Consider the following 13930-nt stretch of genomic DNA (forward strand, 5'->3'; position numbering starts at 1 on the left):
GTATTTAATGATTTAGGATGATTATGCTACCAGAATGGGATCAAAAATATAGCGTAAATAATGAAAATTTAGACGCTCAACATCAAAAACTTTTTAAACTAGCAGCAAAAGTTGAAGAGATGTCAGATAGAGCTATTTATCAAATCGAACTTAAAAAAATCATTGCTGATTTTTTTCATTATATAAAATTTCATTTTGATGAAGAAGAAAATTATATGCAACAAATTAATTATCCATATATCGAACAACACAAACTAATGCATAAAAAAATCACAAATACCATGGTAAAACTCATCAAAGAAGTAAAAACCACCAATGACTTAAAAGAAAAATTAAATACCATAGTAAGTTCGTGGTTAATTGAACATATTATTCAGCATGATATTATGATAGAACATTGGTATAAAAGTACTCAAAATAACAATGAAAATTCCAACAATCTTAAAGAAGAAAACAAAACCAATTTTTTCTTATATCGCTGTGCTTGCGAAGGAAAAAAACATAAAGTTTCTTATGATATTCATTTAAAAATTCAATACACTAAAGCAAATTTTAAATGCAAAGAATGTGCAAACAATCTTACATTTTACAAAGATGAGGAGATACTTGCATGAAGATTTATGATATAATCATATTTAAATTAAGATATAATTTATAACAAACAAGGAGTTAATGATGCTACCTAAATGGTGTGATAAATACAGCATACATAACAAAGCAATAGATGAACAGCACAAAAAACTCTTTGAACTTGCTGCAAATGCTGAAATGATTTCAGATAAACCTATACACAAAGGTCAAGTCAAATTTCTACTAGCAGATTTTTTCAACTATATGAAAGAACACTTTTCCGATGAAGAAAAATACATGGCAAAGATAGGATATCCTGATCTTGCAAATCATCAAAAAATTCACAAAAGCATTATACAATCAATGATTGAACTCATTCAAAATATAAAAAGCACAAATGATTTAAAAGAAAAATTAAATATTATTGCATCAAAATGGCTACTTGAACATATTCTAAAAGAAGATATGAAAATAGAACAATGGCATCAAGAGCACTTAAAAAAATCACACTCTAAACACGACACAAACACTCAAAAAACCTATGAATATATTTGCCTATGTAAAGATAAAATTCATAAAGTATCTTATGAAATTCATCAAAAAATTCAAACTACAAATGCAAATTATAAATGCAAAACTTGTCAAGAATACATAAAATTAAAATAAAGGTTGTAACATGAATAAACGCTATACTTTTTCATTATCTCAAGATTTATTTGATCGCTTAGACAAAACAGCTAAAATCTCAAAAAAGAAAAAAGCTCAAATTTTAAGAGATGCTTTGGAAAATTACTTAGATGAAATGGAAGATTTTGCTCCTGCTATAGAAGCTTTAGAAGATTTAAAAGATGGTGATAGTAAAAAACTTGATAGTATTATCAAAAAATTAAAATGTTAAAAATTAACTTTTAAGCATAATATTATTTTAAAATATTTTTTATCCATAAAGTTAGTGTTTATTTTTTTTAGATATAATCAAAGCTTATTTTATAAAAAGTAAGGTATATTTCATGTTGCGATTAGCTTTATTTATCTTTGCACTAACTAGTTCCTTGATGGCTTTTAATGTAAAATCTTTATTAACATATACGTTTAATGATAATGTTAGTTATGATATACAAAAGGCTAAAAAAATATACTTTGAAAACAAATGCAATACTTGCCATGGTGACAATGGAGAAAAAAACGAATTTGGCAAAAGAGCTATAAAAGATTTAACTCCTGCGCAAATTAAAGGCTTGTTAAAAGATTATGCAAATGGTTATTATCAAAATTCAAATGCAGATAGCATTCAAATGGGAATTTATGCAAGAAAATTAAGCGATGATGACATAAATCATATTATTGCTTATTTAAAAGGTCAAAACTTTTCTATAGAATTAAATCAAGAAGATTTATTAGAAGAAGAACCAAAACCCAAAACCAAACACGGAACATTTTTAAAATAATTTAAGGAGTATTCATGAAAAAGAAACTTATACTAGCTAGTCTATTTTGTGCAAGTGCAATTTATGCAGCAGAAGTAAAAATAGGTGTTATTTTACCACTAACTGGTCCTTTAGCTGCTTATGGACATGATGTGTATGAGGGTGTTAAACTTGCAAATACTCTTAGTCCAAATTTAAAAAATGGTGATAGTGTAAAAATCATAGCTATTGACACAAAAGGCGATAAAATCGAAAGTGCTAATGCCGCAACTAGACTTATATCGCAAGATAAAGTTTTAGGCTTAATTGGAGAAGCAGTTACTCCAAATACTATGCAAGTATTATCCATAGCTGAAGAAAGAAAAATTCCAGTTATCGCGCCTGTAGCTTCAGGTGATAAACTTTTAGACAAAAAAACTTATGCAAGCAGGGTTTGTTTTATGGATAGTTTTCAAGGTGATAAATTTGCAAATTATGCTTATCAAACTCTAAATTTAAAAAGCGTTGTCGTTATTGTTGACCAAAGCAATGTTTATTCTTTAGGTCTTGCAAGAGCCTTTGAAAAAGAATTTAAACAAAATGGTGGCAAAGTACTTAAAAAACTTACTATTTCTTCAGGAGATAAAGACTTTAAAGCTATAGTTTCTCAATTAAAAAATATAAATCCTGATTTTGTTTATATGCCAATTTATCATCCAGAAGCAGCATTGATTGCTAGACAAGCAAAAGCAGTAGGCTTTGATAAACTTTTAAGCGCAGGAGATGGGGTAAATAATAAAACATTTATAGAACTTGGCGGGGATGCTGTAAATGGAGTAATTTTTACTGATAGCTTTGATTATAATAATCCTCCAACAAAACTATCTAAAGATTTTATACAAGCTTATGAGAAAAATCGTGGGACAAAAGAACTTCCAGCATTTTCAGCTATGGGAGCTGATGCATACTATGTAATGATAAATGCAATGAATGAATGTCAAAATAATCTCACTCCAGAATGCATTAATGATAAAATTCATTCTACACTAAATTTTGAAGGTGTTGGTGGAGTTATAAGCATTGATAAAAATGGCAATGCTAGTCGTTCTGTAGTTATTAAAGAAATACAAGAACAAAAACAAGTATATAAAACTATTATTAATCCTTGAAAGGAAAAATTATGAAAAAAATTAATATCGCTATATTGTCTATTATAGCTGCAAGTATTGTACAAGCAAAAGAAATTAATATTGGCGTAGTTCTTCCTTTAACAGGAGCAACCGCTGCATATGGACAAAGTGCTTTAGATGGCATAAAAATTGCAAATTCTATGAAAAATACTCTTAGTAATGGCGATAAAATTAATCTTGTAGTAGTTGATACAAAAGGTGATAAAATCGAAAGTGCTAATGCTAGCACGAGATTAGTTTCACAAAATAAAGTTCAAGCTTTAATTGGAGAAATGATCACGGCTAATACTTTACAAGTTATAAGAATTGGTGAAGAAAAGAAAATTCCTGTTGTAGCTCCTGCTGCAACTGCGGATAAAATTTTAAACAAAAAACTTTATGCAAGCAGGGTTTGTTTTATGGATAGTTTTCAAGGCTCATCTTTAGCAAATTATATTAAAAATAAACTCCAATACAACAAAGCAGTTATAGTTACTGATCAAACAACAGATTATTCTTTGGGTTTAACTAGAGCTTTTGAAAAAGAATTTAACAAACAAGGTGGAAAAATTTTAGATAAATTTAGAATTACAGCTGGAGATAAAGATTTTAAAGCAATCATCTCTCAAATTAAAAATTTAAATCCTGATTTTATATATCTTCCAGTTTATTACACTGAAGCATCTTTGTTTGCAAGACAAGCAAAAGCTATGGGCGTAAATATCCCTATGGGTTCAGCAGATGGAGTTGCAGATGAAACTTTTATCAATTTAGCTCAAGATGCTGCTGAAGGATATATTTTCACTGATAGTTTTGATTATAACAACCCTCCAACTGATTTATCTAAAGAATTTATACAAGCATATGAAAAAGAAAAGAAAAATAAAGAAGTTCCAAATTTTAGCGCAATGGGAGCTGATGCTTATTTTGTCATATACGAAGCGATGCAAAAATGTGTAAATAATCTTAACACAGAATGTATTAATGATAATATACATTCTACTTTGAATTTTCAAGGTGTAAGTGGGGTTATAAGTATAGATAAAAGTGGTAATGCAACAAGATCTATTGTAATTAAATCAATAGAAAATCAAAAACAAGTTTACAAAGATTCAATTCTTCCTTAAGAGGTTCAATGGATAGTTCTTTAATTTTACAGCAAATTATAAATGGTTTTAGTTTAGGTAGTATGTATGCACTCATAGCCATAGGTTATACTATGGTTTATGGTGTTTTAAGACTAATTAATTTTGCGCATGGTGATATCATGATGGTTGGAGCTTACTCAGCTCTTTTTTGCGTAACTAGCATGAATGTTCCTTTTTTAGGAGCTTTGTCTTTAGCTATGTTATTTGCAGCTGCTGTAGGTATAGCTATAGATAAAGTTGCTTATAAGCCACTTAGAAAAGCACCTAGAATTTCTTTATTAATTACTGCCATTGGTATTAGTTTTTTAATACAAAATGTTTTTAATGTCGTATTTGGCTCTACCCCAAGATATTTTCCAGTTCCAAGTTATTTAGAAACAGTAATTAATATTAACGATATAAGCATTAGTGCAAATAGTATTTTAGTACCTATTTTAACTTTTTTTATTTTGCTTATTGTTTTATATATTCTTTATAAAAGTAAATATGGTATAGCTATTAGAGCATTAGCATTTGATATTCACACGGTAAATTTAATGGGAATTGATGCAAATCGTATTATAGCTATAGTGTTTGCATTAGGATCAGCCTTAGCTGCTATAGGTGGAATTTTTTGGGCAGTAAGCTATCCTTCAGTAGAACCTAGCATGGGAACTTTAATAGGCTTAAAAGCCTTTGGAGCTGCTGTTTTAGGTGGTATTGGATCTGTTGCTGGAGCTGTTTTAGGCGGATTGATTATAGGATTTACTGAAGTTGTTGTTGTTGCTCTTTTTCCTGATCTTTCGGGTTTTAAAGATGCCTTTGCATTTATATTTTTAGTATTAATTTTATTATTTAAACCTACTGGAATTTTAGGTATAAATTTTGAAAAAAGCAGGTTTTAACTATGGTTTGTAGAAAAATTACTCATTTGACATTTTTCTTTATTGCTATTGCTATTATTTTTATATCTCCTTATTTTTTAAATGATTACAAACTAGGAATTTTAAGCAATATTGCAATTTTCATTATTTTAGCAGTGAGTTACAATCTCATCAATGGGGTTACAGGTCAATTTTCATTAGAACCAAATGGTTTTGTCGCAATAGGGGCTTATGTGGCTGCTTTAGTTTTACTAACTAGCGAAAGCAAATTAGATCAATTTTCATTAGAAGATCCAAGCAGTTTTATTTTAATGATTCATTCTCCAAGTTTTATCATAGCTTTATTAGCAGCTGGTTTTTGCGCGATGCTTTTATCTTTGATTTTGGCTTTTGCTGTATTTAGAGTTAGAGGAGATTACTTAGCTATTGTCACTTTAGGATTTGGGATTATCATCAAGCTTATGGCTATAAATTTTGCATCCATTACCAATGGATCTTTAGGTTTAAATGATATACCAAAACATACTACTTTGTATTGGAGTGGCGGGATAGCCATCTTTGCTGTTGTTATCATTTTAAATATAGTAAGTTCTAAATTTGGTAGGGCGATGAAAGCTGTTAGAGATGATGAAGATGCAGCTTTAGCTATGGGCATTAACACCTTTAAAATCAAAACTTTAGCATTTAGCACTTCAGCCTTTTTAGAAGGTGTTGGCGGGGCTTTATTAGCTTGTGCTTTAGCTTCCGTTTCTCCAGAACAATTTGACTTTTTATTTACTTTCCAACTTTTAATCATTATAGTCTTAGGAGGCTTAGGTTCTACAACAGGAGCTATTATAGGAACTATTTTGGTTATTGGTGGTAGTGAATATTTAAGATTTTTAGATGAAAGTATGAATATTTTTGGTTATGAAACACCTGCTATGCCAGGTCTTAGAATGGTCATTTTTTCTATAATATTAATTTTAGTCATGCTTTTTGCAAGAAAAGGCATTATGGGCGATAAAGAACTTACTCATTTTCTATTTAAGTTTTCTAAAAGGAATAAAAAATGATTTTAGAACTTAAAAATATTCATAAAAATTTTGGTGGAGTTACAGCTATAGTAGATACTTCATTTTCCATTAAAGAAGGTGAAATTTTTGGTCTTATAGGTCCAAATGGTGCTGGAAAAACTACACTTTTTAACATCATCACTGGCAATTATAAACCAAGTAGTGGTGAAGTTTTTTTTCTAGATAAAAAAATCGATCATTTAAAACCTCATAAAATCGTACATTTGGGTATAGCAAGAACCTTTCAAAATATAAGACTTTTTTCAAGTATGAGTGTTTTAGAAAATGTTTTAATTGGATTTGATCAAAGTATCAAATATGGAATTTTTGAAGCATTTTTACATTTAGGAAGATTTAAAAATCAAGAAAAAATAGCGAAAGAATCCGCTTATGAAATACTAGAACAACTAAATATAGCTGATTTGGCAGATGAAAATGCTACTAGTTTAAGCTATGGACAACAAAGAAAAGTTGAAATCGCAAGAGCTTTAGCAACCAATCCAAAATTATTACTACTTGATGAGCCTGCTGCGGGTATGAATTCAACAGAAAGTGATGATCTTGCGCAGTTAATTTTTGACATTAGAGATCATAAAAAAATAAGTGTTTTATTGATAGAACATGATATGAAATTTGTAAATAAACTTTGTGATAAAGTTATGGTGCTTGATTATGGCAAGACCATATTTGAAGGAAAACCAACAGATGCTGTGTTAAATCCTGAAGTTATTAATGCTTATTTAGGAGATTTTAATGCTAGTTGTTAAAGATCTGCATGTTTATTATGGCTTAATTGAAGCTGTTAAGGGTATTGATTTTACTATTAATACTGGAAGCATCGTAAGTTTAATAGGCTCTAATGGTGCTGGAAAAACTTCAACTTTAAATGCAATGTTAAATTGTGTTAAAAAAACAGGTGAAGTAAATTTTTTAGGTTATGATACTCAAAGACATTTACCTCATACTTTGGTTCAAAAAGGTATAGCTTTGGTTCCCGAAGGTAGAAGAGTGTTTATAAATTTAACCATTGAAGAAAATTTAAAAATAGGCGCATTTAATAATGCTGAAAATTATGAACATTTAAAAAATCAAATGTATAAACTTTTTCCAAGATTAAAAGATAAAAAAAATGCTCTTGCAGGAACCTTAAGTGGTGGCGAAGCCCAAATGCTTGCTATCTCAAGGGCTCTTATGAGCGAACCAAAACTTTTAATGCTTGATGAACCTTCTTTGGGACTTGCTCCAAAAATAGTTGGAGAGGTATTTGACATCATAGTCAAGCTTAAAGAAGAAGGTATTACAATTTTACTTGTAGAACAAAATGCATTTTCTGCACTTAAAATTAGCGATTATGCTTATGTTTTAGAAAACGGCAAAATCGCTATGCATGCACCTGCTAAAGATCTTATTGGAAATGATGAAATACGAAAAAAATATCTAGGAGCTTAAATTTGAAAAATCAACTTCTAACTTTTGGCAATATTAAAATCTCAATATTTTTATTTTTACTTTTTGCCTTATTTTGCGCTTTAGCTACTTTTATAGAAAGCGCATATGGCACACCAACAGCTTGGGCTATGATTTATGGGACATCTTGGTTTGGTTTTATACAACTTCTATTAGGGCTTAATCTTTTAGCAGCCATTTTTAAATACAAGATGTTAAATAAGAAAAAAATACCTCTTTTTATTTTTCACATCTCTTTTTTATTGATATTATTTGGTTCTGCACTTACTAGATATGCAGGTTTTGAAGGAAATTTACACATTAGAGAAAATGAAAAAAACAATATCATAGAAACATCAAAAAGTTATGTTTATATCGCCACTTTAATGGATGATAAAGTTTATAGTGCTTCAAAATCTGAATACATTTCTATTTTACCATTTGTGAATAATTTTTCTTTTGATCTAATCTTGCCTCAAGATAAAGCTACCGTTACTTATAAAAATTTAATCTTAGATGCTAAAGAAGTTTATAAGGAAGACGCTAATGCTTCTGCTCTTTTATCTTTAATGATTTCTCAAAACAATCAAGCAAAAGAATTTACATTTCAAGTAGGAGAAATTCAAACCATTGATGGAGTAAATATAGCCTTTTTAAATGATGAAGTTAGCAAACCTTATATAAAAATAGATAAAAATTTAAATCTTAGTTCTAGCATGGATTTAAAATTTATGTCTATGAGTGATGGCAAAGAAAGCATTTTAAAAGCTTTTAAAACCGCAGATGCTAAAGATAAAAGATTGTATTCTTTTAATAATGCAAATTTGGTTGTTAAATTTGCTTCTTTAAATGGCATCAAAACTTTAGAAGGAATTAATGCTGCACAAGATGAGAGTTTTTTAACTTGGTTTAAAACAAGCTGGATTGAATTAGGAAGAAATGCTTTAATATCTTTATTTGGTGAAGCAAAAAATTGGAATAATCCTATTTTAAATAATTTTAAAGATTTTGCTCAAAGCACAAAATATATGCCAACCCAACTTTCTGATAATGCTATAAATGCCTTAAATTTAAGCATCACTTATAAAGGTGAAACCAAGGAAGTATTTTTAATCGAATACAATTCTCCTTTGCGTATAGATATAGCAAATCAGGCATTCTTTTTAAGATGGGGACCTAAAGGATATGAAATGCCATTTGAAATGTATTTAAAAGATTTTGAATTAGCACGCTATCCTGGTTCAATGTCTCCGATGTCTTATGCAAGCTATGTTGAAGTAAATAATAAAGATGAAAAATTTGATTATAAAATTTTTATGAATAATGTACTTGATTATGAAGGTTTTAGATTTTATCAAAGCTCTTATGATCAAGATGAACAAGGCACAATATTATCGGTTAATAAAGATCCTGGTAAGATTCCTACTTATATAGGATATTTTTTATTGACTTTAGGTATGTTTTTAAATATTTTAAATCCTCACTCAAGATTTAGAACTCTTGCTAAAATGATCAATCAAGATTCATTGAAAAAAACAGCTATGGTTTTATTTTTTACCTGTTTTTTACTAAATACGCAAAATATCTATGCAATAGAACCAATTAAAGTAGATGAGCAACATGCTAAAGAATTATCTACCTTAGTTGTTCAAAAACCCGATGGGAGGATGGTTCCATTTAACACTTTAGCGACAGAAGTATTAGAAAAAATTTACAAAAGTACTAATTATCAAAACCAAAGCCCTGAAGCAACTATCATTTCTATGATATTTGATGGATCTGCTTGGTATGATAAAAAAATAATTTTTATGCCAAGAAATAAAATCATTAACGAACAAATTTGTGAAATTTTAGGGATAGAACCTACTGATTATGCTAGTTTTAAAGATTTTTTCACAACTGAAAACTATAAACTACAAAAATATGTAGAAAATGCAAATAGAAAAAATCCAAATAGAAGAAGTATATTAGATAAAGAAATTATCAAGCTTGATGAAAGAGTAAATATCGTTAATCTAATTTTTTCTGGTGAAATTTTCAAATTTATACCTTTGCAAAATAGTACCAATAACCAATGGATTTCTTTTTACCAAGCTTATGTGGGATTAAAAGATGAAGAAGGTTTAGTGGTAAAAAAATTATTAGAAGATTATTTTAACGCAGTAGAATTTTCTATAAAAAATAATAATTGGCAAAATGCAAATGTTGCATTAAATGAAATTAAAAATTACCAAGATAAATATGGGCACGAAGTTATGCCGAGTTTGAAAAAACTTAATACAGAAATTTTCTTTAATAAAAGTGAAATTTTTGTAAATTTAGCTCCATTGTATTTATTCGCAGGATTTTTACTTTTAGTCATTGTTTTTGTAAAAATGCTTATGCCAAAAGTTCGTATAGATTTTGCTTTTAAATTTGTATATGTTGTTAATATTATTGCATTTTTTATACATACACTAGGACTAGCATTACGCTGGTATATAGCAGGTAGAGCTCCTTGGAGTAATGCTTATGAAAGTATGGTTTATATTGCTTGGGCTTTATCACTATCTGGAATTTTCTTTTCAAGAAAAAGCCCTATTGCACTTTCTTTAACTTCTATTTTAGCAGGTGTAACCTTAGGTGTGGCTCATCTTAGTCAAATGGATCCACAAATTACCAATTTAGTTCCAGTTTTACAATCATATTGGCTAACTATACATGTTTCTGTAATTACTGCTAGTTATGGATTTTTAGGCTTATGTGCATTGCTTGGAATTTTTGTTTTAATTTTATTTTGCATGCTCAAAGCAAATGGAAAACATAATGAAAACATATTAAGAAATATAACAGAAGCTACAAGAATCAACGAAATGGCTATGATTTTAGGACTATGCTTATTAACTGTTGGAAATTTCTTAGGAGCAATATGGGCTAATGAAAGCTGGGGAAGATATTGGAGCTGGGATTCTAAAGAAACTTGGGCTTTAATTAGTATATTAACTTATGCAGCAATTTTACACATTCGTTTAGTTCCAAAATGGTCTAATCAATATACTTTTGCAATCTGCTCTATGTTTGCTTATTGGGTTATTATTATGACTTATTTTGGTGTTAATTATTTCTTAACAGGAATGCATTCTTATGCAGCAGGAGATGCAGTTAAAATTCCAAATTATGTATATTGGGGCTTTATTTTTATGATTATTTTAAGCATAGTAAGCTATTTTAAAAAATCTTATGCTAAAAAACTATAAGGGTAAATATGAGTATTTTTGTAATAGTTTTGATTTTAATTTTGCTAATTATTGTGATATTTGGCGTAGTAGCACTAATATATTTTAACCATAAAGATAAAAATTCAAAACAGCAAGATACAAAATCTAGTATTAAAGTTAGCGGTATAGAAGATTTTATTACAAAAGCAAATTCAGCTAAAAATTCTCAAACCATACAAGAACTGATTTTGCAATTTTTAAATTCACAAAAACTCACGAGCAATCCTAAGGACTCTAGTACAAAAAGAAAACTTGATTTTGTAAGTGCGATCTCAGCTAATGCCAATGCAACTCCAAAAAATATCTCTTTTTTAAACAATGAATTGAAAAAGAGATATAGCTCTTTAAAAAAAGAAATAGATGCTTATGAGCAAATTGGTCTTGCTAAAAGAAAAATGAGAGAATCTTAATGAAAAACATTAGAAATTTCTCAATCATAGCTCATATTGATCATGGAAAAAGCACACTAGCTGATAGAATTATTAGCGAATGCGGTGCAATTAGCGATAGATTAATGAGTAATCAAGTTATGGATACTATGGATATAGAAAAAGAACGCGGTATTACCATTAAAGCTCAATCGGTGCGTCTAAACTATACTTATAATAATGAAGAGTATATACTAAATTTAATTGATACTCCTGGCCATGTAGATTTTTCCTATGAAGTTAGTAGGTCTTTAGCAAGCTGCGAAGGAGCCTTACTTGTAGTAGATGCCTCACAAGGAGTTGAAGCACAAACCATAGCAAATGTTTATATAGCATTAGAAAATAATCTTGAAATAATCCCTGTTATAAATAAAATCGATTTACCATCAGCTGATGTTGAAAAAGTAAAGCACGAAATTGAACATATCATCGGGATAGATTGCAAAGATGCAATTTGCGTAAGTGCTAAAACCGGGGTTGGTATTAAAGAACTTATAGAAACTGTCATTACAAAAATACCAGCACCAAAAACCGATGATGAAGCTCCTGCTAAAGCTTTGATTTATGATTCTTGGTTTGATAATTATTTAGGAGCTTTAGCTTTGGTTAGAGTTTATGAAGGCAATATTTCCAAAAACGACGAAGTGTTAATAATGAGCACAGATAAAAGACATATTGTGCAAGATTTATTTTACCCACATCCTTTAAATCCAATAAAAACCAAATCACTGCAATCAGGTGAAGTTGGTGTAATCGTTCTTGGACTTAAAAATGTCGCAGATGTTCAAGTTGGAGATACTATAACCTTAACTAAAAATAAAGCAAAAGAGGCTATAGGAGGTTTCGAAAAAGCTAAAGCTTTTGTTTTTGCAGGATTATATCCTATAGAAACTGATAAATTTGAAGATCTAAGAGATGCGCTTGATAAATTAAAACTAAATGATAGCTCTATAACTTACGAACCTGAAACTTCTTTAGCTTTAGGGTTTGGTTTTAGGGTTGGTTTTTTAGGACTTTTACATATGGAGGTTATCAAAGAAAGATTAGAGCGTGAATTTAATCTTGATTTGATTGCAACAGCTCCTACTGTTACTTATGAAATTTATCAAACCGATGGAGAAATCTTAAAAATTCAAAATCCAAGCGAATTACCTCCTGTAAATAAAATCGATCATATTAAAGAACCTTATGTCAAAGCTACCATTATAACCCCTAGTGAATTTTTAGGAAATTTAATTACTCTTTTAAATCGCAAACGGGGTATGCAAGTAAAAATGGATTATATCACTCCTGAGCGTGTTTTGCTTGAATATGATATACCTTTAAATGAAATAGTTATGGATTTTTATGACAAATTAAAATCTTTGACCAAAGGCTATGCAAGTTTTGATTATGAGCCTATAGAATTTAGAATAGGTGATTTGGTAAAACTTGATATCAAAGTAGCTGGGGAAAATGTAGATGCGCTAAGTATAATAGTGCCAAATGAAAAAGCTTTAAGCAAAGGAAGAGAATTGGTAAAAGCTATGAAAGAAATAGTCCCTAGACAACTTTTTGAAGTAGCTATACAAGCAAGTATAGGTAATAAAATCATAGCTAGAGAAAATGTAAAATCCATGGGGAAAAATGTAACAGCAAAATGCTATGGTGGTGATATCACAAGGAAAAGAAAACTTCTTGAAAAACAAAAAGAAGGTAAAAAGAGAATGAAAGCCATTGGCAAGGTTCATCTACCTCAAGAAGCATTTTTAAGTGTTTTAAAAATTGACTAATCCCTAGAATACTAGGGATTATGCATTGATATCTAAAGAATTTCCACCCAATTGGTTAATCTTTTGAGTTACTTTTTCAATAGCTTTATCAATAGTTTGATAGCTGATATCAGGAAGCTTGCCACCCCACATTTTTTCTGCTTGCTCAAATCCTGTTTTTAATCCTTCTAAGCCTTTTTGGAGTTTTTCTACATCATCTCCGGCTCCATTGATAACAAAATCAGCCAATCTTTGAGAAGTTTTTGCTACACCAAAAAATCCATCCTCACTAACAAGTTCTTTAGCCTCATCACTAGTTAAGCTAAAAATATCCTTGCCTTCATACCCTATTGCTTTAAAATCTATACCAGAAAGAACAGAAGATAAAGGATTATTTGAATTTGCTAAACCTGCTATGTTAGCTTGTGAAAAACTATTTGCTGAACTCATACTTAAAGTTTGTTGCATAAAACTCATGGTATAAAGCTCAGTAATGCCTTTTCCACCTAAACTTGCAAGCTTATCAAGTTTTTCTTTGTCAATATCCTTTGTACTATTTGCACTTTTGGTATTAGTATCTTCAAGTTTTGTATTCGAATCAGCCTTCCTATTGCTAACTTGTGACTCTGCAGCCACTCTAGAATACGAATTTATTTGCATCCTTGCTCCTTTTGTTTGTTGTGGGTTTATGAAAATCGGTAAAAATCATTTAAAATTTATATTAAGTTGTATATAAATAATTTTACAATATAATACTTACATTATTTTAACAAATAGGATTTTTAAAATTTAGGTGATATATGTTTTTTGCAACTTTTTTTGTAACAACTTTGATGC

The 13930-nt window shown here is 29.5% G+C and carries 14 protein-coding genes; 13 read left to right on the plus strand and 1 reads right to left on the minus strand.

Going from position 1 to position 13930, the window contains the following annotated elements:
- Positions 1 to 23: 23 nt before the first annotated feature.
- The 13 genes from CVOLT_RS05460 to lepA all read left to right on the plus strand — a co-directional run bounded on the left by CVOLT_RS05460 (position 24) and on the right by lepA (position 13114).
- The gene (locus tag CVOLT_RS05460) at positions 24 to 614 is read left to right on the plus strand and encodes a bacteriohemerythrin (RefSeq protein ID WP_039665808.1); all 591 of its coding nucleotides are present in this window, start codon (positions 24 to 26) and stop codon (positions 612 to 614) included.
- A gap of 61 nt (positions 615 to 675) precedes the next feature.
- On the plus strand, positions 676 to 1236 hold the full coding sequence (locus tag CVOLT_RS05465; protein WP_039665809.1) for a bacteriohemerythrin: 561 nt from the start codon (positions 676 to 678) through the stop codon (positions 1234 to 1236).
- Positions 1237 to 1246: 10 nt separating this feature from the next.
- The gene (locus CVOLT_RS05470) at positions 1247 to 1468 is read left to right on the plus strand and encodes a ribbon-helix-helix domain protein (RefSeq protein WP_039665810.1); all 222 of its coding nucleotides are present in this window, start codon (positions 1247 to 1249) and stop codon (positions 1466 to 1468) included.
- Positions 1469 to 1580: 112 nt separating this feature from the next.
- On the plus strand, positions 1581 to 2018 hold the full coding sequence (locus tag CVOLT_RS05475) for a c-type cytochrome (protein WP_039665811.1): 438 nt from the start codon (positions 1581 to 1583) through the stop codon (positions 2016 to 2018).
- 14 nt (positions 2019 to 2032) lie between these two features.
- Positions 2033 to 3145 (plus strand): ABC transporter substrate-binding protein, encoded by a 1113-nt coding sequence (locus CVOLT_RS05480; protein ID WP_039665812.1) that lies wholly within the window; start codon positions 2033 to 2035, stop codon positions 3143 to 3145.
- An 11-nt stretch (positions 3146 to 3156) separates the two neighbouring features.
- The gene (locus CVOLT_RS05485) at positions 3157 to 4272 is read left to right on the plus strand and encodes an ABC transporter substrate-binding protein (RefSeq protein ID WP_039665813.1); all 1116 of its coding nucleotides are present in this window, start codon (positions 3157 to 3159) and stop codon (positions 4270 to 4272) included.
- A gap of 8 nt (positions 4273 to 4280) precedes the next feature.
- Positions 4281 to 5177 carry a branched-chain amino acid ABC transporter permease gene (locus CVOLT_RS05490; protein ID WP_039665814.1) on the plus strand — a complete coding sequence of 299 codons (897 nt, stop codon included), beginning with the start codon at positions 4281 to 4283 and terminating at the stop codon, positions 5175 to 5177.
- 2 nt (positions 5178 to 5179) lie between these two features.
- Positions 5180 to 6211 (plus strand): branched-chain amino acid ABC transporter permease, encoded by a 1032-nt coding sequence (locus CVOLT_RS05495; RefSeq protein WP_039665815.1) that lies wholly within the window; start codon positions 5180 to 5182, stop codon positions 6209 to 6211.
- On the plus strand, positions 6208 to 6978 hold the full coding sequence (locus CVOLT_RS05500) for a high-affinity branched-chain amino acid transporter, ATP-binding protein (RefSeq protein ID WP_039665816.1): 771 nt from the start codon (positions 6208 to 6210) through the stop codon (positions 6976 to 6978). Before CVOLT_RS05495 ends, CVOLT_RS05500 begins: the two co-directional genes overlap by 4 nt.
- On the plus strand, positions 6965 to 7660 hold the full coding sequence (locus tag CVOLT_RS05505; protein ID WP_039665817.1) for a high-affinity branched-chain amino acid transporter, ATP-binding protein: 696 nt from the start codon (positions 6965 to 6967) through the stop codon (positions 7658 to 7660). The genes CVOLT_RS05500 and CVOLT_RS05505 overlap by 14 nt, the downstream gene beginning before the upstream one ends.
- Positions 7661 to 7662: 2 nt before the next feature.
- Complete coding sequence (gene ccsB / locus CVOLT_RS05510; RefSeq protein ID WP_039665818.1) at positions 7663 to 10893, plus strand: c-type cytochrome biogenesis protein CcsB; 3231 nt, start codon at positions 7663 to 7665, stop codon at positions 10891 to 10893.
- An 8-nt stretch (positions 10894 to 10901) separates the two neighbouring features.
- A complete protein-coding gene (locus tag CVOLT_RS05515; RefSeq protein WP_039665819.1) occupies positions 10902 to 11324 on the plus strand; it encodes a hypothetical protein in 423 nt (140 codons plus the stop codon).
- Entirely contained in the window at positions 11318 to 13114 is a 1797-nt protein-coding gene (gene lepA, locus CVOLT_RS05520; RefSeq protein WP_132038002.1) for a translation elongation factor 4, read from the plus strand. Before CVOLT_RS05515 ends, lepA begins: the two co-directional genes overlap by 7 nt.
- 18 nt (positions 13115 to 13132) lie before the next feature.
- On the opposite strand, the gene CVOLT_RS05525 is transcribed toward lepA, so the two are convergent.
- Positions 13133 to 13753 carry a hypothetical protein gene (locus CVOLT_RS05525; RefSeq protein ID WP_039665821.1) on the minus strand — a complete coding sequence of 207 codons (621 nt, stop codon included), beginning with the start codon at positions 13751 to 13753 and terminating at the stop codon, positions 13133 to 13135.
- Between the last annotated feature and the right edge of the window lie 177 nt (positions 13754 to 13930).

Source organism: Campylobacter volucris (genome assembly GCF_008245045.1).
In the GTDB taxonomy this organism is placed as follows: domain Bacteria; phylum Campylobacterota; class Campylobacteria; order Campylobacterales; family Campylobacteraceae; genus Campylobacter_D; species Campylobacter_D volucris.

Bases quoted from the DNA above. Each gene is read 5' to 3' on its own strand.
- CVOLT_RS05470 (WP_039665810.1), top strand. From the start codon at position 1,247: ATGAATAAACGCTATACTTTTTCATTATCTCAAGATTTATTTGATCGC.
- CVOLT_RS05465 (WP_039665809.1), top strand. From the start codon at position 676: ATGCTACCTAAATGGTGTGATAAATACAGCATACATAACAAAGCAATA.
- CVOLT_RS05515 (WP_039665819.1), top strand. From the start codon at position 10,902: ATGAGTATTTTTGTAATAGTTTTGATTTTAATTTTGCTAATTATTGTG.
- CVOLT_RS05525 (WP_039665821.1), bottom strand. From the start codon at position 13,753: ATGCAAATAAATTCGTATTCTAGAGTGGCTGCAGAGTCACAAGTTAGC.
- CVOLT_RS05485 (WP_039665813.1), top strand. From the start codon at position 3,157: ATGAAAAAAATTAATATCGCTATATTGTCTATTATAGCTGCAAGTATT.
- CVOLT_RS05480 (WP_039665812.1), top strand. From the start codon at position 2,033: ATGAAAAAGAAACTTATACTAGCTAGTCTATTTTGTGCAAGTGCAATT.
- CVOLT_RS05490 (WP_039665814.1), top strand. From the start codon at position 4,281: ATGGATAGTTCTTTAATTTTACAGCAAATTATAAATGGTTTTAGTTTA.
- CVOLT_RS05460 (WP_039665808.1), top strand. From the start codon at position 24: ATGCTACCAGAATGGGATCAAAAATATAGCGTAAATAATGAAAATTTA.
- CVOLT_RS05505 (WP_039665817.1), top strand. From the start codon at position 6,965: ATGCTAGTTGTTAAAGATCTGCATGTTTATTATGGCTTAATTGAAGCT.
- CVOLT_RS05495 (WP_039665815.1), top strand. From the start codon at position 5,180: ATGGTTTGTAGAAAAATTACTCATTTGACATTTTTCTTTATTGCTATT.
- CVOLT_RS05475 (WP_039665811.1), top strand. From the start codon at position 1,581: ATGTTGCGATTAGCTTTATTTATCTTTGCACTAACTAGTTCCTTGATG.
- CVOLT_RS05500 (WP_039665816.1), top strand. From the start codon at position 6,208: ATGATTTTAGAACTTAAAAATATTCATAAAAATTTTGGTGGAGTTACA.